The sequence below is a fragment of the Pseudomonas canadensis genome, from assembly GCF_030980095.1.
GTDB lineage: Bacteria > Pseudomonadota > Gammaproteobacteria > Pseudomonadales > Pseudomonadaceae > Aquipseudomonas > Aquipseudomonas canadensis.
In genome coordinates this window covers 740,001-761,193 of record NZ_CP133298.1, presented here as the reverse complement: position 1 = coordinate 761,193, position 21,193 = coordinate 740,001, and the positions used below count along the sequence as shown (strand labels likewise).

19 protein-coding genes and 2 rRNA genes (1 of these 21 running past the window's edge) are annotated in these 21,193 nt (G+C 59.7%); 10 read left to right on the top strand and 11 right to left on the bottom strand.

Going from position 1 to position 21,193, the window contains the following annotated elements; genetic code table 11:
• Nucleotides 1-242: 242 nt before the first annotated feature.
• Nucleotides 243-1,613, top strand: coding sequence for a GntT/GntP/DsdX family permease (locus tag RB216_RS03340; protein ID WP_308908314.1), 1,371 nt, complete (start codon nucleotides 243-245; stop codon nucleotides 1,611-1,613).
• A gap of 3 nt (nucleotides 1,614-1,616) precedes the next feature.
• Here RB216_RS03340 and RB216_RS03335 read toward each other — a convergent pair whose 3' ends face one another.
• Nucleotides 1,617-2,906 carry an MFS transporter gene (locus RB216_RS03335; protein ID WP_068932640.1) on the bottom strand — a complete coding sequence of 430 codons (1,290 nt, stop codon included), beginning with the start codon at nucleotides 2,904-2,906 and terminating at the stop codon, nucleotides 1,617-1,619.
• Nucleotides 2,907-3,091: 185 nt separating this feature from the next.
• Here RB216_RS03335 and RB216_RS03330 point away from each other — a divergent pair, with 185 nt between their 5' ends.
• A complete protein-coding gene (locus tag RB216_RS03330; protein WP_095014582.1) occupies nucleotides 3,092-4,510 on the top strand; it encodes a short-chain fatty acid transporter in 1,419 nt (472 codons plus the stop codon).
• Between the two features lie 36 nt (nucleotides 4,511-4,546).
• On the opposite strand, the gene RB216_RS03325 is transcribed toward RB216_RS03330, so the two are convergent.
• The gene (locus tag RB216_RS03325) at nucleotides 4,547-4,660 is read right to left on the bottom strand and encodes a HepT-like ribonuclease domain-containing protein (protein WP_439653659.1); all 114 of its coding nucleotides are present in this window, start codon (nucleotides 4,658-4,660) and stop codon (nucleotides 4,547-4,549) included.
• 10 nt (nucleotides 4,661-4,670) lie between these two features.
• Nucleotides 4,671-5,000 carry a nucleotidyltransferase family protein gene (locus tag RB216_RS03320; protein WP_068932638.1) on the bottom strand — a complete coding sequence of 110 codons (330 nt, stop codon included), beginning with the start codon at nucleotides 4,998-5,000 and terminating at the stop codon, nucleotides 4,671-4,673.
• Nucleotides 5,001-5,232: 232 nt separating this feature from the next.
• On the opposite strand from RB216_RS03320, the gene RB216_RS03315 reads away from it, so the two are divergent.
• From RB216_RS03315 to RB216_RS03300, 4 genes are all read left to right on the top strand, one after another.
• On the top strand, nucleotides 5,233-5,553 hold the full coding sequence (locus RB216_RS03315) for a hypothetical protein (RefSeq protein WP_028618690.1): 321 nt from the start codon (nucleotides 5,233-5,235) through the stop codon (nucleotides 5,551-5,553).
• 82 nt (nucleotides 5,554-5,635) lie between these two features.
• On the top strand, nucleotides 5,636-7,336 hold the full coding sequence (locus RB216_RS03310) for an acid phosphatase (RefSeq protein WP_308908313.1): 1,701 nt from the start codon (nucleotides 5,636-5,638) through the stop codon (nucleotides 7,334-7,336).
• Nucleotides 7,337-7,458: 122 nt separating this feature from the next.
• Nucleotides 7,459-8,628 carry a hypothetical protein gene (locus RB216_RS03305; RefSeq protein WP_308908312.1) on the top strand — a complete coding sequence of 390 codons (1,170 nt, stop codon included), beginning with the start codon at nucleotides 7,459-7,461 and terminating at the stop codon, nucleotides 8,626-8,628.
• Nucleotides 8,629-8,773: 145 nt separating this feature from the next.
• The gene (locus RB216_RS03300) at nucleotides 8,774-9,295 is read left to right on the top strand and encodes an SET domain-containing protein-lysine N-methyltransferase (protein WP_308908311.1); all 522 of its coding nucleotides are present in this window, start codon (nucleotides 8,774-8,776) and stop codon (nucleotides 9,293-9,295) included.
• Here the strand turns inward: RB216_RS03300 and can are convergent.
• The gene (gene can, locus RB216_RS03295; RefSeq protein ID WP_028618686.1) at nucleotides 9,292-9,936 is read right to left on the bottom strand and encodes a carbonate dehydratase; all 645 of its coding nucleotides are present in this window, start codon (nucleotides 9,934-9,936) and stop codon (nucleotides 9,292-9,294) included. The genes RB216_RS03300 and can overlap by 4 nt on opposite strands.
• Before the next feature lie 154 nt (nucleotides 9,937-10,090).
• On the opposite strand from can, the gene RB216_RS03290 reads away from it, so the two are divergent.
• Entirely contained in the window at nucleotides 10,091-10,495 is a 405-nt protein-coding gene (locus tag RB216_RS03290; protein ID WP_308908310.1) for a serine kinase/phosphatase, read from the top strand.
• A gap of 111 nt (nucleotides 10,496-10,606) precedes the next feature.
• Here the strand turns inward: RB216_RS03290 and rimI are convergent, their stop codons facing one another.
• The gene (gene rimI / locus RB216_RS03285) at nucleotides 10,607-11,059 is read right to left on the bottom strand and encodes a ribosomal protein S18-alanine N-acetyltransferase (RefSeq protein ID WP_005784514.1); all 453 of its coding nucleotides are present in this window, start codon (nucleotides 11,057-11,059) and stop codon (nucleotides 10,607-10,609) included.
• Entirely contained in the window at nucleotides 11,052-11,798 is a 747-nt protein-coding gene (locus RB216_RS03280) for an energy transducer TonB (protein WP_308908869.1), read from the bottom strand. Before RB216_RS03280 ends, rimI begins: the two co-directional genes overlap by 8 nt.
• Nucleotides 11,799-11,985: 187 nt before the next feature.
• Here RB216_RS03280 and mksB point away from each other — a divergent pair, with 187 nt between their 5' ends.
• The 3 genes from mksB to mksF are packed head-to-tail and all read left to right on the top strand — an operon-like array spanning nucleotide 11,986 to nucleotide 16,797.
• The gene (mksB, locus tag RB216_RS03275; protein ID WP_028618683.1) at nucleotides 11,986-13,263 is read left to right on the top strand and encodes an Mks condensin complex protein MksB; all 1,278 of its coding nucleotides are present in this window, start codon (nucleotides 11,986-11,988) and stop codon (nucleotides 13,261-13,263) included.
• The gene (gene mksE, locus RB216_RS03270) at nucleotides 13,253-13,960 is read left to right on the top strand and encodes an Mks condensin complex protein MksE (protein WP_016974932.1); all 708 of its coding nucleotides are present in this window, start codon (nucleotides 13,253-13,255) and stop codon (nucleotides 13,958-13,960) included. Before mksB ends, mksE begins: the two co-directional genes overlap by 11 nt.
• Nucleotides 13,957-16,797, top strand: coding sequence for an Mks condensin complex protein MksF (mksF, locus tag RB216_RS03265; RefSeq protein WP_068932629.1), 2,841 nt, complete (start codon nucleotides 13,957-13,959; stop codon nucleotides 16,795-16,797). Before mksE ends, mksF begins: the two co-directional genes overlap by 4 nt.
• 167 nt (nucleotides 16,798-16,964) lie before the next feature.
• On the opposite strand, the gene RB216_RS03260 is transcribed toward mksF, so the two are convergent.
• The 5 genes from RB216_RS03260 to RB216_RS03240 form a co-directional block, all read right to left on the bottom strand.
• Nucleotides 16,965-19,268 carry a PqiB family protein gene (locus tag RB216_RS03260; protein WP_028618681.1) on the bottom strand — a complete coding sequence of 768 codons (2,304 nt, stop codon included), beginning with the start codon at nucleotides 19,266-19,268 and terminating at the stop codon, nucleotides 16,965-16,967.
• Nucleotides 19,261-19,884 carry a paraquat-inducible protein A gene (locus RB216_RS03255; protein ID WP_028618680.1) on the bottom strand — a complete coding sequence of 208 codons (624 nt, stop codon included), beginning with the start codon at nucleotides 19,882-19,884 and terminating at the stop codon, nucleotides 19,261-19,263. Before RB216_RS03255 ends, RB216_RS03260 begins: the two co-directional genes overlap by 8 nt.
• A complete protein-coding gene (locus RB216_RS03250; RefSeq protein WP_028618679.1) occupies nucleotides 19,871-20,530 on the bottom strand; it encodes a paraquat-inducible protein A in 660 nt (219 codons plus the stop codon). The genes RB216_RS03255 and RB216_RS03250 overlap by 14 nt, the downstream gene beginning before the upstream one ends.
• 157 nt (nucleotides 20,531-20,687) lie before the next feature.
• A 5S ribosomal RNA gene (gene rrf / locus RB216_RS03245) occupies nucleotides 20,688-20,803 on the bottom strand.
• Nucleotides 20,804-20,959: 156 nt separating this feature from the next.
• Nucleotides 20,960-21,193: ribosomal RNA gene (locus RB216_RS03240) — 23S ribosomal RNA — on the bottom strand (it continues 2,658 nt past the right edge of the window).

Here is a 21,193-nt window from a genome sequence, read left to right as displayed (position 1 = left end):
GTTGACGGTAGGCGTCGAGCTTACGGACGCCATCGCCGGCAAGCCGGCTCCTACAAAGATAGAGCCCTGGCGCAAAAACATTGGCATGCCTTGCAAAGTTGTCATCTGCACGCCAGCCCACCGTTATTTTTGGCGCACCAAAATCGTACACGAGCGCTCTGCAACGGTTCTATCAGGTATGCTTTTCGAACAGGAAACAAAAAGAAACAATTTTTCCAACCTGTTCGATAAGGAGTCCTGTTTTGGAGTTATCGATTGCCGCGTGGATGGTCCACGACACCCGCCTTATGCTCTGTGTACTGCTGGCCATCGCCAGCATCATCGTGCTGATCAGTGCGACCAAATTACCGCCGTTCCTGTCGATCCTGATCGGCACGTTTATCGCCGGTGTCGGCGCCGGCCTGCCGCCGGAAGAAGTGGCCAAGGCATTCAGTAAAGGCGCCGGAGCCATCCTCGGTGAAGCCGGGATCATCATCGCCCTGGGCTCGATGCTCGGCGCGCTGATGGCGGAATCCGGTGCAGCCGACCGCATCGCCACTACCTTGCTCGGGTTGGGCAAGGGCAAGTCATTGCCCTGGGTGATGGCGTTGGTCGCCATGGTGATCGGCCTGCCGCTGTTTTTCGAAGTGGGCCTGGTGATGATGGTACCGATCATCTTTGTGATGGCTAAACGTTCGAACCAGCCGTTGCTGAAAATCGCCATCCCGGCACTGGCGGGTATGACCACGTTGCACGCCCTGATGCCACCGCATCCGGGGCCACTGATTGCGGTGGGCGCGTTGCACGCCGACCTGGGCCTGACCATGTTGCTGGGCTTCTGCCTGGCGGTGCCAGCAGTGATCCTGGCGGGCCCGATCTACGGCAACTGGCTATCCAAGCGCCTGCATGTAGATGAGCCTGCCGACATCGGCGCGCTGTTCAGCGCACCGCCCAAGGCGCCGCGCCAGCCGAGCTTTGGTGTGTCATTGTTGATCATTCTGCTGCCTGTGATTCTGATGCTGGGCAGCACCTTGGCCAAGGTCGCGCTGCCGGCTGAAAGCACCGTCGGCCTGACCTTGAAATTCCTTGGCGAACCGCTGATCGCCCTCGGCCTGGCCGTGATCGCCGCCGTGATCTGCCTGGGCTGGGCCGCCGGCATGCCGCGCGCCGAGGTCGGCAACACCCTGCGCAAGGCGCTCGCGCCCATCGCCGTGTTGCTGCTGACCATCGGCGCCGGTGGTGGTCTCAAGCAAACCCTGTTGGATGCTGGCGTGAGCCAGACCATCAGCAAGGTCGCCGAAGGCGCGCACATGCCCTACCTGCTGCTGGCTTGGTTGATCGCCGTGGCCTTGCGCCAGGCAACCGGGTCGGCCACCGTCGCCACGACGACGACCGCCGGCATCCTCGCACCGATGATGGCGGGGCTGGCGGCGACACAGAGTTCGCTGGTAGCACTGGCAATCGGCGCCGGTTCGGTGTTCTTCTGCCACGTCAACGACGCCGGGTTCTGGATGGTGCGTGAGTACTTTGGCTTGCAGTTGAAACAGACGATCTGGGTGTGGTCGGTGTTGCAGACCATTGTTTCAGTCGTTGGTCTAGTCGGAACGCTACTGCTCTGGCACTTCTTGACTTAAAACCTAGGCAGCCAAGCTGTGGCGCTTACCAAACAGCGCCACACTCCCCACCCCTACCGCCCCCATCACCACGCAATACCCCACGCAAATCCACGGGCTGGTCGGCATCAGCGCAATCAGCAACAACGGCGTGGTACTCGCCCATAGCGCGTAGGCAATGTTGTAGGTGAAGGAAATCCCCGACACCCGCACCTGCGCTGGAAACAGGCCGACCATCACCGACGGCACCGCGCCCACCACGCCACAACTCAGGCCCGCCACGGCATACGCCGCACCCAGCCAGATACCGCCACTGATCAGGCTGGCGTACAGGACCGCAATCCCCACCGGCAGCAACAGGCTGTAGACCAGCACCGCGCGCCAGGCGCCGATACGGTCGACCAGCAAGCCCGCCAGCACACAACCGATATTGAGGAACACGATACCTAGGGCGCTCAAGGCGAACGTGTGGCTAGGGCTCATGCCGAAGGTTTTCTGCATCATGGTCGGGGTGATGACCACCAGCACCACCACGGCGGAGGTGAGCACGCAGGTGAGGATCATTGCCGGTAACAACACGGCGCGGTGGTCACGCAACACGGTGCGCAGGGGGAGTTCGGCGGCGGCCTGGCGGCGGGCCTGCATTTCGAGGAACACCGGGGTCTCGCTGAGCCAGCGACGCAACCACACGCCAATCACGCCGAACACACCACCGAGCAGGAAGGGAAAGCGCCAGGCGTAGTCGAGGATTTCGGCCGGGGTGAAGACTTGCGCCAGCAGGGTCGCCGTCAGTGCACCGAGCAGGTAGCCGAAGGTCAGGCCAGCTTGCAGGAAGCCCAGGGCGTAACCACGATGGTGGGTCGGCGCGTGTTCAGCGACAAAGGTCCAGGCGCTGGGTACTTCACCGCCCACGGCGGCGCCTTGCAGCACGCGCAGCGCCAGCAGGATCAGGGGCGCGAAATAACCGATTTGCGCGTAGGTTGGCATGATCCCGATCAGCAGGCAGGGCAGCGCCATCATCAGGATGCTCAGGCTGAACACGCGCTTGCGTCCAAGGTGATCGGCGAAGTGCGCCATCAGGATGCCGCCCAGCGGGCGCGCTAGGTATCCGGTGACGAAAATGCCGAAACTTTGCAGCAGGCGCAGCCACTCGGGCATTTCCGGCGGGAAGAACAGTTGGCTCAAGGTCAGCGCGAAAAACACGAAGATGATGAAGTCGTAGATTTCCAGGGCACCGCCCAAGGCGGCCAGGCCCAGGGTTTTGTAGTCGGAGCGGGAAAAACGCTGCGCCTGTGTAGGAAAGGTGGCAGTCATGTAGAGGCTCGGCAGACAAACAAAATGGCGTGCAGGTTATGAGCTGAGCCCAATGATGGCAATCGCGGCAGATATATTTGTTTTCCTCATTGATCGATGAAGATAACTGCATTCCCATATCAATGGCTGTAGCGGAACATGCCGGAAAATTGCCTGCACCCTAATAACTATAAGAGGAAAGACTCGTGGCCGACGCTATCGAAGAAAGCCGCTATGCCCGATTTGCCCTGCGTTGCTCCAACTTCGCCGAACGCTGGTTTCCCGACTCCTGGGTGTTTGCGGCACTTGCCGTGATCATCGTCGCCGTGGCGACCCTGGGCATGGGCGCCGCGCCAACCGAAGCCGCCAAAGCGTTCGGTGACGGGTTCTGGAGCCTGATCCCCTTCACCATGCAGATGGCCTTTGTGGTGATCGGGGGGTATGTGGTGGCGAGTTCGCCGCCCGCGGTGAAACTGATCGACCGCCTGGCGCGTATCCCCAAGAACGGCCGCTCCGCCGTGGCCTGGGTGGCGTTGATCTCGATGGTCGCCTCCTTGCTGAACTGGGGCCTGTCCCTGGTATTCGGCGGCTTGCTGGTACGGGCGCTGGCGCGTCGTACGGATTTGAAGATGGATTACCGCGCAGCCGGTGCGGCGGCGTATCTGGGGCTGGGCGCCGTGTGGGCGTTGGGGTTGTCGTCGTCGGCCGCGCAGTTGCAGGCCAACCCGGCCAGCCTGCCGCCGTCGATCCTGTCGATCACCGGTGTGATCCCGTTCACCGACACCATCTTCCTGTGGCAATCCGGCGTGCTGCTGCTGGCATTGATCGTGGTCTCGCTGATCATCGCCTACGCCACCGCCCCCGGCCCGAACAGCGCGCGTGATGCCAAGGCCTGCGGCGTCGACCCGGCGTTCAACTTGCCCAAGATACAAGCACCGACTCGCCCCGGAGAGTGGCTGGAGCACAGCCCGTTGCTGACCATTCTCCTGGCATTGCTGGCGGCGGGTTGGCTGTTCCATGAGTTTTCGACCAAGCCGGCGATCAGTGCAATCTCGGGGCTGAACACCTACAACTTCCTGTTCATCATGGCCGGCGCCCTGCTGCACTGGCGCCCGCGCAGCTTCCTCGATGCGGTGGCCCGTGCAGTGCCGACCACCACCGGCGTGCTGATCCAGTTCCCGCTGTACGGCTCGATTGCCGCGCTGATGACCGTCGTCAAAGGCGGTGACGGCCAGACTCTGGCACATCACATCTCGACCTTCTTCACTTCCATCGCCTCCCACGACACCTACGCGCTGCTGATGGGCGTTTACTCGGCGGTGCTCGGTTTCTTCATTCCGTCGGGCGGCGGCAAGTGGATTATCGAAGCGCCCTACGTGATGCAAGTCGCCAATGACCTGCAGTACCACCTGGGCTGGGCGGTGCAGATCTACAACGCCGCCGAAGCGCTGCCGAACCTGATCAACCCGTTCTATATGCTGCCGTTGCTGGGAGTGCTGGGGTTGAAGGCGCGGGATTTGATCGGGTTTTCGTTCGTGCAGTTGCTGGTGCACACACCGCTGGTGTTGTTCTTGCTGTGGGCGCTGGGAACGACGTTGAAGTATTTGCCGCCGGTCATGCCTTGATCAACGGATGAAACACCTGTTGTTGCAACGGGTGCTTCATACAGCTGCGACGGGAAGACGCTCCAATAAATCAGGTAAAGCGCTCTGGATCGTGTTCCAAACCACATCAAGGTTAATATCGAAGTAACCGTGGGCGATTCGGTTGCGCATTCCGCGCATGCTACGCCATGGCACTTGTGAGTGAGCTGCCGCAAAATCCGGGTACTGGCCGCGCCTCTGCCAACACTTTCGCGCGAAACTTCAACGGCAAATCAGCAGGCGTCAGCAAGTCCACATTGACCCCAAGCAGATCCTCAAGCTCGACCTGCAGCCCGCCAAGATCAAAAAGGGTCGTTCCCGGCGGAGCATCGACCAACAAATCCAGATCACTGCCCTCTTGGTCGGTCCCCAGCAACACAGACCCGAATACTCTTGGGTTTGAGATGCGAAAGCGTCCTACCACCTCTCTGACGGCGGCTCGCTGTAGGTCAAGGGCGGTTGAAGGTTTCACGGTTCACCTCAATGGCAGCCAGTATCTAATCCGTCTAGCAGTGCAGGTCGCCGGTAGACACATGCATATAAAACACCTGGCCCTGAATACAATCGACAAGATAGAAGCCAACTCTCTGACCAAACGCGTGGTCTTATCTCACTCAGATGGATGGCCCTTCCTGACTCCTCCGGCCAATGCCTTTGATTAACCTGTCTCGGCTTTCTCCTCACCTGACACCAAGGAAAATCCGATGACGCCCCTCTCCAAATCGCTGGAAGAACTGATCACTGATATCTACAAGGACGACAAGGTTTCGGTTCCTGAATACCGAACATTGCGCGACGACGCCGACCGCCGCATGGCCGCCGTGATCAAGGAGTTCGGCCTGCATAACAACATCACCGCGTTCCAGAAATCGATCGACGTGGCGATGCAGCTGTTGCAGACCAGTGTCATCGATGCAAAGAAGGCCAAGCTGACCGACACGGGCGAGGCCATCGTCAAGGATGCGGTGACGGCCCAAGTGGAGTACTTGCGCGCCGGCAGCCAACTGGCACTGCGTCTGCTGTGAAATCACTGTCTTCGTTCCGTCACATTGCATTGCTACCGTCCTGCGAAATATCTTGCAACATTTCGCCAAGGACTCCCCCGCAATGAGTGACGAGCACGAAGACCGCCCTTCCCCCGATTCCGCAGCCCAGCCGCCGGTCGACACCAGCCGCCGGCGCTTCCTGGGAGGCGCAGCGGTGTTGGGGGTCGGCGCGACGTTAAGTGCCTGCGGCAACACCAGCGAAGCGCCGGGCAAACCGGTTGCACGTCCGCTCACGTCGCAAGAGTTAGACAAGGCACTGCACGATCAGGTGAAAACCGTGGTGGTGATCTATGCCGAGAACCGCAGCTTCAACAATCTGTTTGCAGATTTCCCGGGGGTGGAGAAACCGCTGTCAGCACTGTCCGCCGCCGACACACAGCAACGCGATCGCGACGGCAGCCCGCTGACCACCCTGCCACCGGCCTGGGGTGGCGTGCTGCAAGTCGGGCCGCAAACGGTGGACGGGGTGACCTACCCCAGCGAAGTGCAATTCCAGGAAAACCTGCCCAACGCGCCGTTCGCGCTTAAGGGCCCGAACGCGGAAGACCTGCCCCTGAGCCTGGTCACCCGGGACTTGTGGCACGTGTTCTACCAGAACCAGATGCAGATCAACGGCGGCAAGAACGACAACTTCGTCGCCTGGGCCGACTCGGGCGGCCTGGTGATGGGTCATTACGCCCAGAGCCGTTATTCCCTGCGCCTGTGGGACGTGGCCAAGGAGTTTGTACTCTGCGACAACTTCTTCCAGGGGGCATTTGGTGGCTCGTTCCTCAACCATCAGTACCTGATCAGCGCCACCGCGCCGTTTTACCCGAATGCCGCGCAATCGGTGGCTAAGGCGCAGATCGCCACGCTGCAAAGCGATGACCCCACCGACCCGCGCCTCAAGCCGTTGGACAAGTCCCCGGCCAGCGCGATGACCGGCCCGCCACAGTTCGGCCCTAGTGCGTTAACCCCGGACGGTTACGGCGTGAACACCCTGGCGCCGCCTTACTGGCCGACCTGGATCCGCGACCCGGAAAATCCGGATTACTCCAAACCCGACCTGCCCAACGTGCTGGTGCCGCAAACCCACGAGCACATCGGCGACAAACTCTCGAAAAAGAATGTCGACTGGGCCTGGTATGCCGGTGCTTGGCAAGCCACCTTGGAGCAGTTCAAGGATTCGGGCGGTATCCCGAAGATTCCTAACTTCCAGTATCACCACCAGCCATTCAATTACTTCAAGCAGCAAGGCCCGGAGAATCGCGCCGAGCGTGACAAGCGCCTGCGCGATGGCGGTTTGGGTGATGAGTCCAGCACCAACAAGTTCTTCGCCGACGCCCAAGCCGGCAAACTGCCCGCTGTGACCTTCTACAAGCCTCAGGGCAACCTGAATATGCATGCTGGCTACGCCGACGTGGCCTCGGGCGACCGCCATATCGCCCGTGCCTTGAAGGTGCTGCAAGAGAGCCCGCAGTGGAAAAACATGGTGGTGGTGGTCACCGTCGATGAAAACGGTGGTTGGTGGGACCACGTGGCACCGCCCAAGGGCGACCGCTGGGGCCCTGGCTCGCGGGTTCCGGCGATTGTGGTGTCGCCATTCGCGCGCAAAGGCACGGTGGACCATACGGTGTACGACACGGTGTCGATCCTGCGCTTGATCACCCGCGTATTCCAGTTGGAGACATTGGACGGCCTCAAACAGCGGGACGACGCGATGACCGCCCGTGGCCAGAAACCCATGGGCGACTTGAGCAACGCGTTACAGTTCAGCCTGTAGGTTTTCTTATCCAATAGCGACACGCCTGGCGATTTAACACGCGGTTTTCCTGGTCAACCGCTACTGTGTGGAGGTGGGCTTTCACCCCGCGCAGACGGGCTTTCGCTGACAAGGAAACAACAATGTTTAAACCGACCAGGTTGTCCCTCACCCTGGCCGCACTGATGGCGAGTGCGGTCGTACAGGCCGACATCGAGGTGCCATTGGGGAGTACGCAACGCGTGACCCAACTGTTCGCCTTCCCCAACAATTGCAATGTGATCTGCTTTCGGCCATGGACGCTGGAGCAGACGGCTGAACATTATTTGAACCAGAGCCTGCAACGGGATGGCTACAGCCGCGCTAAAGTCAGCGTCAAGACCCATGACGGGCAGGTCTCAGCGACCTTCAGCGGTGTGCCTGACAGTTACGGTCCCCCCCTGACCACGCTGCTCAATACCGCCGACCTGGCCTACCAAGGCGCCAACAAACTCAACACTGACGGCAAATGGGCCTACAACTGGTACTTGTTCCTGCCATTAGGCATGGCCCTGGAAAACCGCAAGAGCATCGAACTGCTGCACTTCCCGCCGGATTACTCGCTGACCCAGGCCCAGGACTATCTGGAATCCGCCACCACCGACCGCTGGGCCACCCTGCTCACGGACAATGGCATCCCGGCCACCGAAACGCCGGCTTACCAGACCATCATCGATATCGCCCCCATCGCCGCGCCCTCCAACGCGGGCAAGGACCTGGAAACCGTCTACAGCTACTTCACCGACTACCAGACACGCATGGTCCAGGAACTGAGCCTGCCCGCCAAAGGCGCATTGCCGATGGTAGCGTTTGGCGCACCGGTGAGAAACTGGATCAAGCAGCAGTACGGCCAGACCGTGGGAGTGCTGGGCCTGGCGCAGATCAGCCCGACGGCAGGCAAGAGCGTGTCAGTGCTGGGCGCCAACCATCCAAGCTACATCTGGTATGCCGCAAGCCCCGACACCTACGACGGTAATGAACAGAAAGCCGACGAGGCCGGCTTGAAGGTGATGGGGCAAGACCTGAGCGCCGCCTGCTGGCAGGCCGGAATGGGTCAGAAACCCGCGAGTGATCCGAACGTGTTGCTCAAGGCGTGCATGAATACGTGGCAGGTCACACGCAAGGAGCAGACCTGTGAATTGTTCTACACCTCGGTGCGCAACTTGTCCCCGGAGGATGCGAACGCGAAATGCGCCACGCCCGCCATCAAGACGCAGTTGAAACAACTCAAGAATGCCGCCCCCATCCCAACCATTGCGGCCCCGGCGCTGTAGTTCGTACAAAAAGACCGATTTCTACTGTCAACATTGACAGTAGAAATCGGCCCCATCTTCAGCGAGTCTTGAGCGGCGCCCATCAGCTGCAAGACTGATAGTCAGACACCACCCGCAAGTCGATGCAGCCTAAACCAGGAGAGTCATGAAAACTCAGGCCAAGGATAAGGCTGAAGCTGCTGTGAGCGACTGTCTCTACCCGTTCAAGCCCACGCTCGGTAAGGGCTACCCTTCGAGCGAGAAATTCGAAGTGGTGCTGAACATTGAAGGCGTGGGGGTCGGAATCAGGGCACGCACGGCCTTTGACAGCCGTGTGTGCATCGCCAAAGTCTCCGGCTACGCCCTGAGCGAGCGACGCCTGCACACGTTGCAGCTATCGTCGCGTACCCACCTCTACGACTGTTGGTTCAGTGGCCTGTTTTCACATTCATGCAAACCGAATGTGTTTCTCGACCTGCACTATCTGGAGGTCTGGGCCCTGTGTGAAATCCACCCAGGCGAGCTGCTGACCATGGATTACGCCATGACCGAAGACGTGCTGTTCCGGCAGTTCGCATGCCAATGCGCAGAGCTGAACTGCCGAGGCTGGATTACCGGTCACGACGAGCTGCTGAACGCCGAGGGCCAGGCGTTCATGGCCCAGTGGCGTGAGCGCAAACGCCCTTAGGCGTCACCCAACGGACGCAGGCGATACTGCGGCGGCAACTGCTCGAAACCACTGATCGTGGTGTTCAAGCTCTTCCAGCGCCCATCCTTGATGCCGTAGATGCAGCCATGGATCGACAGGCTCTGCCCACGGTGCCAGGCATTTTGCACAATGCTGGTGTGGCCGACGTTGGCCACTTGCTGGATAACGTTCAGCTCGCACATACGGTCGACGCGCTCTTCTTCGGTCGGCAACTGGGCCAGCACGTCACGGTTTTCGTAATAGAGGTCGCGAATGGTGCGCAGCCAGCCGTCGATCAGGCCGAATTGGCGGTCCTGCATCGAGGCGCGCACGCCACCGCAGCCATAGTGGCCGGTAACGAGGATGTGTTTGACCTTGAGCACGTCCACTGCGTACTGGATCACCGACAGGCAATTGAGGTCGGTGTGCAGCACCACGTTGGCCACGTTGCGGTGCACAAACAGGTCACCCGGCAGCATGCCCACGATCTCGTTTGCCGGCACGCGGGCGTCGGAACAGCCGATCCACAGGTATTCCGGGGTTTGCTGGCGGGCGAGCTTGGCGAAGAATTCGGGATCTTCCTGTTTGATCGCGTCCGCCCAGCGTTCGTTGTTATCAAGCAGGTCTTGTAGTTCGTTCATCAGGGAAAGCCTCAGGAATGATGCGCAGTTTTGTGACTGACAACCCCACGTCCAGGTCACGCCCTGCCGGTGAATAACAAGCGTGAATTAGCTTGAATCTTTGGGCCGCGCAGCCTGTCCACACACTATAAGCCCCACAGTATGAGGATTAGCCATGACTGAATCACGACGTCCCTACGGCGCTACGCAGCCTGAACCCATAGATGACAATGAGGACCGCATGGGCTCGATGCGCGAACTGGATTTTGACGAAGAGGAACCGACGGCGGAGATCGGCGATGAGATCCCTCGTCGCGAACGTGAACACCGAATGCCCGACGAACGGGTGCGTGAAGCAGGTTTCACCGGCGCGTCCACAGATGATCACGAGCCGACGGATGATGATTTAAGCCCGGAAACGTTGATCCGTGAGGATGGTGCGCGTGATGCCCGGGAAGAAGGCGAGGATAACCCGGCGGATTACGACCTGAGCATCGTCGATGAAGATGAAATTGGCGGGGGTGCTGGGTTGGATGAGGCCGAACTGGCGGATATCGACCCGATAGACGGTAAACCCTGATTCACCTTCGCCCAGACTATTAATCCCGACCTGTAGGAGCCCGGCGTGCCGGCGATAGCGCTCTCAAGATCGCCATCGCCGGCAAGCCGGGCTCCTACAAGAGCGTGTCGTTTAGTCGACCAGCGTGCAAGCCATGACGACCGCATCTTCGCGGCCACCTACGGCGGGGTAATAGTCGCGGCGGCGGCCTATTTCGTTGAAGCCGTAACGCTCATACAGGCGGAACGCGCCGGTATTGCTGTCGCGCACTTCCAGGAAGCACTCACGCGCACTGGCGGCGTAGGCGCGGGACATCAGGTGTTCCAACAGCGCCAGGCCAAGGCCTCGGCCCTGGTTTTCCGGCTTGACGGTGATGTTCAGCAGGTGCGCCTCATCAAGGATGATCTGCACCACCCCATGTCCTACTTGCTGTTCACCTTCAAACATCAACCAGATCTGGTATTTGCCCAGCCCGTCGAGAAAGATCCCACGGGTCCAGGGGTGGCTGAACGCCGCGTATTCGATTTTCAGCACGGCGTCGAGGTCAGCCTCGGTCATCGGGCGGAAGGATAAAGCCTCACTCATCGGTTGTTTTCCAGCGCGCCATCAGCCGGCGCATGGCTTGCCAGACATCAGCCTTACGCTGTGGCTCTTCCATTAATAATTCCAGGCCCGGCAGGGCCCACACCGAGCCCAGGCCTTCGACCTGCAGTTCGCGGTACCAGGCTTCGGCATTGGCTTCGCCGGCAAAGCGCACCGCAGGCAGGCCGATCAGCCACAGGCACACGCAGGGTTCGTCTTCCAGGCGTGCCGACACAAAACCTTGCACAAAATCCCGAGCCGCTTCCGGACCCTGGTCCATGTTGCCGCGCACCAGCAGCGGCCAGCGCACCGGGTCCCCGACGATTTGCGGGCTGTCGGGCAAGCCGGCGGCGCGCAGCATGTCCTTGAGCAGCATGTAGGCGGGGTCGCGGGTCTGGAAGCGTTCGCCGGTAGGCAACTCGACCAGCAGCAGGCAGCGTCCGGCCCGCAGCAATTGCAGGGCGAAACGCGGTGGTGGCACCACCGGGGCCTTGACCACCGGGGCTACCTCTTCCACGACCTTGGCTGCCTTGGTCACCGGTGACGGCCGCGGTACTTCCACCTTCGCCCGCTCAACGACCGGGCGCGCTTCAGGTGCAGGCTTGACCACCGCCACCGGCGCGGCCGCCTCCTCGCCCGACGACTCGAACGCCTCATAGGGCTCAAGCGCCTGCAACAGCTCCGGCCGCGAGGGCGCGGCAAACGGCAGTTCGGTGCGGGGCAGCCAGTTGACCACCTGCATGGCGGTCAAGTAAGCGCGACGTCGGGACTCGATAAGCACAGCTCGGCCACTTGTGGATAACTAAAGAGCGGGGATTCTACCGCTGTTCGGCAACAATCGCCCACTGCGCACTGACCGGCTGTGGATAAATCCCGCGTCCGATGCAGTACAATCGCGACTTTTAATCGCCAACCAGCCGGCCATTCCGATGATCGAACCCAAGCGCGTCTTGCGCGCCCTCGCCGAACACTGGGCCCTGCTTGAGCCACTGTGCGAACACTTCGACCAAGGCACCTTGAGCCTTGGCGAGTTGCGCGCGCAATTGGCGGCCCAACAACTGGACAGCACACCACAGGACATTACCAGCCTGTTGGACGTGTGGATTCGCCTGGACATCCTGGTGCCTGTCGCCAAGAGCCCGAACCGTTTCGAGCTCAACGCACAGATCCATGACTTCCTGGCTTATCTTCGCAAGGAGCACCGGCTTGGCCTGTGCCTGGAAATCGAAGCCTACCTGCGCCACCTCGAGCGCCTGGCCGGCTATATCCAGGACGCCTTCGACATCCGTGATGGCCACGACCTCGCCCGCCAACTGCGTCTGCTCGACATGCGCGTGCGGGACGTGCTGAAAAAGCTCGCCAATGACGAACAGGCCCTCGCCGCCGTGGCCGACCGGGCCAAGACCAGCGACCGGCAGATCCCGTTGCGCCAGCGTTACGCCGAAGTCCTGGCGACCTGGGACGAATACGTCGAACCGATGATCCAACTGGTGAACGCCGATGGCGCCTTCGAACAAGGCGTGCGCAAGGTGGAAAATGTGCTGCTGCGCATGCTCACCGAGCAGCAACGACTCGGCCACCTGGTGGACGATGACATGTTGCTGCGTACCCACGCACGCATCCTCGAAATGCAGACCAGCGCCCAACTGACTCTACGTCATGCGAGGGAACTGCTGCTGCCGCTGCGTGAAGAAGCGCGCCGGCACAACGCCGTGACCCGTGGCGCGGCGCTGGCGTTGTCGGCGATTCGCCGCAAGGGCCTGGACGCGGTGCCGCAAGCGGCGATGCCGATGTTTACCCGACCGCAAAGTACCTTTCTCGGCAGTGCCAGCCAGGTCGAGGCGTATGTGTATGCCCTGGCGAATTTCGAGCCGAAACCGGCACGGTTCCCCAAGGCGCACAAGTCCCACAAGGGCGACGCCCAGCGCGCGCCGCGCACGGTCAAGGAGATGCTCGAGCGCTGCGAAGACGCGCTGCCGATGCCGGACCTGATGACCTGGCTGCTGGAGCAGGAACCGGACGGCGCCACCGACGAATTGCTGTACTGGTTCTCACGCCTGTCCCGCGAAAAACGCTTCAAGCGCGAACGCCTGGAACGCCGCGAGTACCACACAACCGAGCACCAGGTCAGCCTGCGCTCCTTCGCCCTGCTCCCGGCCGGATCCGACGCCGCCGAGCACTCTGCGAGTACACCCCATGCATCTTGATCTATCCGAACTGTCCCAACTGGCGCCGATCTTTCGCGAGCTGTTCAAGGGTTATCACGTCAGCCGCCGCGACCCGGAGCTGTACGCGCAACTGTCGAACTTCCAGGACCAGTACCGCACGCTGTTCAAGGCCCTGGGCTTTGAACTGGTGTGCGATACCCGTGGCTTCTACTACTTCGTGCCGGACACCGCCGTGGCCGCCGCGCAGGTGAACAAGACCGCCCAGCGCCTGGCTTTGTTTACCTTCATCATCGTCGAGCACCTGGCCGACCAGGGCCGCGACCCGATTGCCGTGCTTGATGGTGGCAGCCTGGGCCGTGATGAACTGCCGTCGCTGCTGGAGAAGTACCGCGACCTGTTTATCCAGGCCGAAGTGCAAACCCAGGAAGAACTTGAAGAAAAAATCATGCGCCGCATGACCCAGCTGGGTTTTGCCAGCGAAGACAACGGTATCTATCGCTTCCTGCCGCCCATGCACCGTTTCCTTGATGTGTGCCTGTCGGTGCAGCAAGACCGTGATCTCGCGGCCAGCGTGCACAGCGTGTTGCCGCTGCCGGCACCGGTGATCATCGACGAAGACAGTGATGAGAAATTGCTGAAAACCGATGACCCGCTGGACTTGAGTGACTTTGCGGACGAAAGCGAAGAAGACGCCCTGGCCCGCGCCATTGCCGAAGAACAGGAGACCGACGCATGAGTAAGGAACGCTACGGCATCCGCCGCTTCGCCCTATTGAACACTGCCGGTTACAGCCTGGGTTTGTTCCCGCTGGAAGAACCGCTGTCGGTGTATGGCGCGAACAACCTGGGTAAATCCGCGTCGATCAACGCCTTGCAGTTCCCGATCCTGGCGCGCATGTCGGACATGAGTTTCGGCAAGTACACCCTGGAACAATCCCGGCGCTTCTACTTTGCCACCGACACCAGCTACATCCTAGTGGAAGTCTCGCTGCCCCACGGCCCGCACGTGATCGGCGTGGTCGGACGCGGTCCGGGCGGTGGTTTCGGTCACCAGTTCTTTGCCTATGCAGGCAAGCTGGATTTGGCTCACTACCAGAAGAACGACACCTGCCTGCGTCAGAAAGAGCTGTTCACCAACCTTGAGCGCGAAGGCCTGAAAGCCTACGAACTCAAGCCGGATGAACTGCGTCGTTTGCTGGTGGGCGGCCACACGTCGATCCCGCTGGACCTCACGCTGATTCCCCTGCGCTCTACCAGTGAGCAAAGCCTGAAGACCTTCCGCGCGCTGTTTATCAACCTGCTGCATATGCGCGAAATCACCGCGGCCAAGCTCAAGCAGCTGTTCCTCGATGCGTTTGAACATAGCCTGCGGTCCGGCAGCGTGGATTACATCGCCGCGTGCGAAGAAGCGTTCCGCGATGTAAGACGCATGGAGCAGGATTACAACTCGCTGGTGGCCGCAGGACCATTAGTCGAGGCCCTGTCCAATGGCGTTCGCCAGCGCGATGTGTTGCGCGGCAAACTGCATCGTCTGTCGCCATTGCTCGATTCGTTGCTTGGCACCTGGTCGGACTACGCCAGTGCGCGCAAGGAAGAGCTGACCATTCAGGCCGAGCACTACCGTAATGAGCAGGACGCGCTGCAGAACGACCAGCGCGGCGGCACCCAGGAGTTGATGCGCCTGGAGCGTGAGATCAGTGGTATTCAGCGTTGGTTGGGCGAGCTGTCGGTGCTCAAGCATCGCTTTGCGCTGGTGGATGACGTGAAAGTGCTGGAGCAGCAGTTGCTGGCGGCCAAGGATGCCCACGATGAATTGGCGGGCGCCCTTGCGCAGTCCCGACAGTTCAGCGCAGAAGACCTGGACGAGCGTCTGCGCGACCTGGAAAAGCGCCTGAAGTCGGTCAAGCAGCAGCTCGATCACGCCGACAACAACAGCTACGCCAAGCTGCGGGAGGAATTCTCACAGCAGGACGTCGAGCGTCTGATGCGCCTGTTCAACAGTTCGTTGTTCAGCCTGCCGTTGGGCGAGCACGGAATCACCCTGGACGAGGATGGCCAGTGGGTCAAATCCCTGGAGCAGATCCTCGATGGCTTCAAGGGCGAGCGCTTTGAAGTGCCAGGGCTGTCCATCGACATCTCTCATATTGAACCGCCGGCGTTGCAAGCCTTGGCAGACCGCGCGGCGTTGCGCGACCAGAAAGAACGCCTGGAGAAAGAACTCAAGCAACTGAAAACCCAACAAGCCGTAGCCTCTGACCGCGCCGCGAGCAAAACCCAGACCGAAGCGTTGTACCAGCAGGTACTGGATGCGCAAAAAGCCCTGGAAGATTTCCGCCGCGCGCAAACCCTGAGCGCAGAAGAAGGCGAGAAGCTGGAAAACCTGGCGCAGATGGAAGCGGCGCAGGATGAACTGAAGCGCTCCAGCGATGCGTTCACCGAGCGCGTTCAGCAACTGTCGGCCAAGCTGCAACTGGTGGGCCGTCAGATCGGCGATATGGAAGCCAAGCAACGCACACTGGATGACGCGCTGCGCCGTCGCCAGTTGCTGCCGGCAGACTTGCCGTTCGGCACGCCGTTCATGGACCCGGTCGATGACTCCATGGACAATCTGCTGCCACTGCTCAATGACTATCAGGACAGCTGGCAAGGTCTGTTGCGCGCCGATGGCCAGATCGAGGCGCTGTACGCCCAGGTACGCCTCAAGGGCGTGGCCAAGTTCGACAGCGAGGATGACGTTGAGCGTCGCCTGCAGCTGCTGATCAACGCCTATGCGCACCGTACCGACGAAGCACTGACGCTGGGCAAGGCTCGTCGTGCGGCGGTCACCGACATTGCGCGGACCCTGCGCAATATCCGTAGCGACTATGACAGCCTTGAACACCAACTGGCGTTGTTCAACCGTGAGATCAACAAACGCCAGGTCTCCAACCTGCAAAGCTTCCGCATCGTGCTGGCGCCGAACAAGGAAGCGCTCAAGCACATCGACCAGATCATCCACAGTGCGGGCCAGTATGAAGAAGGCGAGACACTGTCGGTGTTCGATCTGAGCCAAAGTGCCGAGCTGGACAACAAGAACGAAGAAGCCAAGGAATACCTGGCTCGCCTGGTAGCTGCCAACCATAACCAGTTGGGCCTTAAGGACTTGTTCGAACTGGCGTTCGAGATCACCAAGGTGCATGGCCAGCCGGTGATCCATACCGACATCGATGGTGCCGCGTCCAACGGCACCACCATGACCATCAAGGCGCTGACCAACATGTACTTGTTGCTGCACTTGATGGACCGCGACCAGGCCGGACGCGTGCGCTTGCCGTACTACCTCGACGAGGCGGCGGACATTGATGAGAAGAACCAGGCAGCCTTGCTGGAGACCAGCTTGCAGCTTGGTTTTGTGCCGATCCTGGCCAGTGTTAAGCCGCAGGTGTCAGCCCAGGTGGCGATCGACCTGGAAGGTGGCAGCGGACCGAACGGGATCTATATCGATGAGGCGGACTGGAAGTACATCCGTCGCCACGATGTGGTGAAAGCGACGATGAATGTGCAGGCGGATGAGCCGGAGTTGGATGAGGTCTGATTTGTTTCGCTGAAATGCAAAAGGCCGCGATCTTCCAGATCGCGGCCTTTTTTTGCGCATGAAATGTGTAGTGATTTTAAGGCCCCTATCGGGGGCAAGCCCGGCTCCCACAGAGATAGGCATTCCAATGTGGGAACCGGGCTTGCCCGCGATAGCCGCAACTCAGTTTATTTGCCGAGTGGGATTTTAGGCGCCCAGGTCAGCCATTCATCTTCAAACTTGTCGAACAGCGGGAAGGTTTGTTGTGGCCTGGCGGCATTACCCATGCGCTCGCCGTCCGGTGTCGCGAAGGCGATGCCACCGGCAACCAACGTCTCCAGGGATTCAGTACGCACAGTAGCGCCTTTGAATAGACCGAAGTCGAGGCCAAACCCACTGGTATTCCAGAAGCGGCTACCGCCTCGCACCAGTGGTGCATATTTAGGCTCGATCAGGATATGGATCAATACGCGGTCTGCGGTCTGACCCAATTCGTAGCCGGTCACCTTGCCAACGGTGACTTCACGGTAAGTGACCGGTACACCTTCTTTCAGCGAACCACGGCGCGCGGCGCTGAGGGTCAGGCTCAAGCCAGCTTCCTGATGCACTGCTTCTGGCGGTTGATCCAGCGCGACGAAACTCTTTTGTGGGCCGGCATTTTTCGTCGCGGGTTGGACTTCAATGTATTGCCCGGTGACCAGGGTTTCCAGGTTGGACGTTTTCATCAGGCCCAGCTCAGGCTTGACTACCCAGAATTGGCTACCAACGCGTGCAATGCGGTCTGCCACCTGGGTGATACGGGCGCTGAGCAGTACTGACTGCATGTCGGCGCTGAGATCGACACTTTCAATCTTGCCCACGTCCAGGCCTTTGAAACGCACAGGCGTGCCAGGGCGCATACCGTCGGCGCGGTCGACCTTGATGGTCACCAGGGTGCCGTGCTGGTTGGCGGCCTCACGGTCGGCAAACAGACGGAAACGCGGGATGCGTTTTTTCAGCGGCACGTTCTGCTCTGGGGTTTCGAAGGCGATACCACCGGCCATCAGGCTGGCCAGGGATTCACTCTTGACCTGGATTCCACCGGTGAGGCCACCGGTCAGGGTGACGCCGCTGGCATTCCAAAAGCGCGTCGAGCCGTTGACCAGGTTTTCGTATTCCTTCTCGATGTGGACGCCGATCACCAATTGCTTGTTCTTGCGTGAGAACTGGTAGCTCTGTACCGAGCCGACCTTGACCTGTTTGTAGAGGATGGGGCTGCCGACATCCAGGGAGCCGAGGTTATCGGTGAACAGCACCATGTGCAGGCCAGGGGAACGCAGGTCCAAAGGCGGTGCCTTGGCGCGGGCAACGTACTCGCGTTGTGGTGGGGTCCCTTTATCTCCTGGGCGAATGGCGATGTAGTTACCCTTGACCAAGGCTTCAAGCCCAGTGATTCCTGCCAGGGAAATAGACGGCTTGACGACCCAGAATTGCGTGTCCTGTACCAGATAATCTTCGGCCAGGGGATCTAGTGTCAGTTCCGCGTTGGCACTGGAAAGGTCTGGGTTGATCTTCAGGGTTTTCAGGCTGCCGACCTGGATGCCTTTGTACATGACAGGGGTGCGCCCCGCCTGAAGGCCTTCGAAGTCGGTGAGCTTGACCTTGACCCTGATGCCGGCTGCGGCGGCGTCGAAATCTTCGTACAAACGGAAGGGCAGGCTCGGATCAGTCGGCGGGCTGTCCTTGCGGTTCTCCGGCGTGGCGAAAGCGATGCCCCCAGCAACGATGCTGGAAAGGGATTCGCTGCGCACCTTTACACCGGAAAGGTTGGCGTCGATGCTGATGCCACTGGCGTTCCAGAAACGTGTGTGTTTGCGCACCAGGCTGGCATAGGTCGGTTCGATGTAGACCTTGATCTCGACCGTGCTCTGGTCTTCAGAGAGCAGGTAGCTTTTGACTTGGCCAACTTGGATCTGTTTGTAGAACACCGGACTGCCACGGTTGAGCGAGCCAAGGCGGTCGGCTTTGACGGTCAGATGCAGGCCCGGTTTGGCGTCGGATAAAGGCGGCTCTTCGGAGAGCGCCTTGAATTTGCGCGTCGGTTCACCGTCGCCTGGGCTGGCGGCGATGTAGTTACCTGATACCAGGGTTTCCAGGCCGGTGATACCGGCGAGGCTGACACTCGGCTTGACCAGCCAGAAGCGCGTGTTGGTCTTGAGGTATTGTTCGACGTCCTTGTTCATCTCGATGGTGGCGATCACCCCGCGATTGTTGCCTTCGTCGTCCAAGGCCAGGGCCTTGACCTTACCCACCGGCATGCCTTTGTAGACCACTTCGGTCTTGTTGACCTGGATGCCTTCGCCGCTTTCAAAGCGCACCTGAATATCGATGCCCTGTTGGGAATAGGCACGCCATCCCAGCCATCCACCGATGATGAGGGCAATCAGGGGCAGTACCCAAATAGCCGACCAATTGGAGGCGGGGCGGGTTTTAGCTTTAGGCAAATCACTCATGGTCGTCGTCCGACTCCGTGTTATCCCAAATCAGTCGGGGATCAAAAGTTACTGCGGCAAGCATCGTCAAGATCACCACACTGGCGAACGCTGCAGCACCGAGATTGGCCTCGACACTGGCAAGCCGCCCAAAGTTTACAACCGCCACCAGAATGGCGATCACGAAGATATCCAGCATGGACCAGCGGCCAATGAATTCGATAAAACGGTACATCACAATACGTTGTCGCGCGGAGAGCGGTTGGTGACGCTGCACCGAGAACAGTAGCAGACCTATGCCGACCAGCTTGAACGTGGGCACCAGGATACTGGCGATAAACACCACGGCAGCGATAGGGAACATGCCGTGCTGCACCAGTTGGATCACGCCGGCCATGATGGTACTCGGATCCCCCTGCCCCAAGGAATTGATCGTCATGATGGGAAGCAGATTAGCGGGGATGTACAAAATTGCCGCAGTGATCAGCAACGCCCAAGTGCGTGTGAGGCTATTGGGGCGGCGCGCATGGATCAGTGCACCGCAGCGCGTGCAGAGTTGCTCGTCGCTATCAGCATCTTGTTTGTTCAACTCGTGGCATTCGGTACAAATCAGAATGCCTGCATCAATCGCCCGCATGGTCATCCTCCCCTGACAACGCCTGCCAGATCTGGTGGGGCGACATCACCACCTCAAGCAGCACCTGAACCATTAATAAGCTTACAAAACAGGCAAGACCGAGGCCCACAGTGATGGCGGCCATGTCGGCGAGTTTAACGATCGCTACCAGTACGCCCATCAGATAGACCTCCAACATCCCCCAGTCTTTCATATGATGGTAAATGCGGTACAACAACAGTCCATAACTGCGGCCGATGTTCCAGCGAATACTAAGCAAGACTGCCAATTGGCAAAGTAGCTTGAGCAAGGGAATGCCCATGCTGCACAAGAAGACGACAGCGGCGACGCCTTGCATGCCGGTATCAAACAGAGCGACGACGCCACTCCACACGGTGTCTTCAGAGGACTGCCCAAGTAGATTGAGCTGCATGATCGGCAAAAAGTTCGCGGGAATGTACAACAGCAACGCCGCCAGCACCAAGGCGAGGCTTCGCTCAACGACGTTGTGGCGGTGAGCGTACAGCTCGTAACCGCAACGCGGGCATTGGGCTTTTTCGCCGAGGGCGAGCACTGGTTTGCGCATCAGCAAGTCGCACTCATGGCATGCCACCAGGTCGTCCAGTGGTAAATCTGATACCTCAAGGGCATCAACCGGATCGGGCATAAGTAGGGCTCGGACTCTAAAAAAGGTTAGGTGCCTATTCTAGTGGTCTGGTTCAGAAATAACTGTGCAAATTTGTCGGGGGATTTGCGGTGCCAACGTTTTCGACCGCCCAAAACAAAACCCCATCTGCTTTCGCAAATGGGGTTTCGGAATTTAATCTTGACGATGACCTACTCTCACATGGGGAAACCCCACACTACCATCGGCGATGCATCGTTTCACTACTGAGTTCGGGATGGGATCAGGTGGTTCCAATGCTCTATGGTCGTCAAGAAATTCGGGTACTGAATCGTGGCTTATGCCTCGCTTCAGCAAATTGGGTATGTGACAGCTTTCGGTGTTTTGTGAGCGTCGAACTTTCGGTTCATTTTCGTCTTCACACACCGCAATCTGATGCTCGTTAGAGTAGTCAAATTGCTTGGGTGTTATATGGTCAAGCCTCACGGGCAATTAGTATTGGTTAGCTCAACGCCTCACAGCGCTTACACACCCAACCTATCAACGTCGTAGTCTTCGACGGCCCTTCAGGGAACTCAAGGTTCCAGTGAGATCTCATCTTGAGGCTAGTTTCCCGCTTAGATGCTTTCAGCGGTTATCTATTCCGAACATAGCTACCCGGCAATGCCACTGGCGTGACAACCGGAACACCAGAGGTTCGTCCAC

What these genes read in the sequence shown, in the direction of transcription:
- RB216_RS03335 (WP_068932640.1), bottom strand. Translation starts at nt 2,906, where the DNA reads ATGACTGCCACCTTTCCTACACAGGCGCAGCGTTTTTCCCGCTCCGAC.
- RB216_RS03290 (WP_308908310.1), top strand. Translation starts at nt 10,091, where the DNA reads ATGACTGAATCACGACGTCCCTACGGCGCTACGCAGCCTGAACCCATA.
- rimI (WP_005784514.1), bottom strand. Translation starts at nt 11,059, where the DNA reads ATGAGTGAGGCTTTATCCTTCCGCCCGATGACCGAGGCTGACCTCGAC.
- can (WP_028618686.1), bottom strand. Translation starts at nt 9,936, where the DNA reads ATGAACGAACTACAAGACCTGCTTGATAACAACGAACGCTGGGCGGAC.
- RB216_RS03260 (WP_028618681.1), bottom strand. Translation starts at nt 19,268, where the DNA reads ATGAGTGATTTGCCTAAAGCTAAAACCCGCCCCGCCTCCAATTGGTCG.
- RB216_RS03315 (WP_028618690.1), top strand. Translation starts at nt 5,233, where the DNA reads ATGACGCCCCTCTCCAAATCGCTGGAAGAACTGATCACTGATATCTAC.
- mksE (WP_016974932.1), top strand. Translation starts at nt 13,253, where the DNA reads ATGCATCTTGATCTATCCGAACTGTCCCAACTGGCGCCGATCTTTCGC.
- RB216_RS03250 (WP_028618679.1), bottom strand. Translation starts at nt 20,530, where the DNA reads ATGCCCGATCCGGTTGATGCCCTTGAGGTATCAGATTTACCACTGGAC.
- RB216_RS03310 (WP_308908313.1), top strand. Translation starts at nt 5,636, where the DNA reads ATGAGTGACGAGCACGAAGACCGCCCTTCCCCCGATTCCGCAGCCCAG.
- RB216_RS03305 (WP_308908312.1), top strand. Translation starts at nt 7,459, where the DNA reads ATGTTTAAACCGACCAGGTTGTCCCTCACCCTGGCCGCACTGATGGCG.
- RB216_RS03300 (WP_308908311.1), top strand. Translation starts at nt 8,774, where the DNA reads ATGAAAACTCAGGCCAAGGATAAGGCTGAAGCTGCTGTGAGCGACTGT.
- RB216_RS03255 (WP_028618680.1), bottom strand. Translation starts at nt 19,884, where the DNA reads ATGCGGGCGATTGATGCAGGCATTCTGATTTGTACCGAATGCCACGAG.
- mksF (WP_068932629.1), top strand. Translation starts at nt 13,957, where the DNA reads ATGAGTAAGGAACGCTACGGCATCCGCCGCTTCGCCCTATTGAACACT.
- mksB (WP_028618683.1), top strand. Translation starts at nt 11,986, where the DNA reads ATGATCGAACCCAAGCGCGTCTTGCGCGCCCTCGCCGAACACTGGGCC.
- RB216_RS03325 (WP_439653659.1), bottom strand. Translation starts at nt 4,660, where the DNA reads ATGCGCAACCGAATCGCCCACGGTTACTTCGATATTAACCTTGATGTG.
- RB216_RS03280 (WP_308908869.1), bottom strand. Translation starts at nt 11,798, where the DNA reads ATGCAGGTGGTCAACTGGCTGCCCCGCACCGAACTGCCGTTTGCCGCG.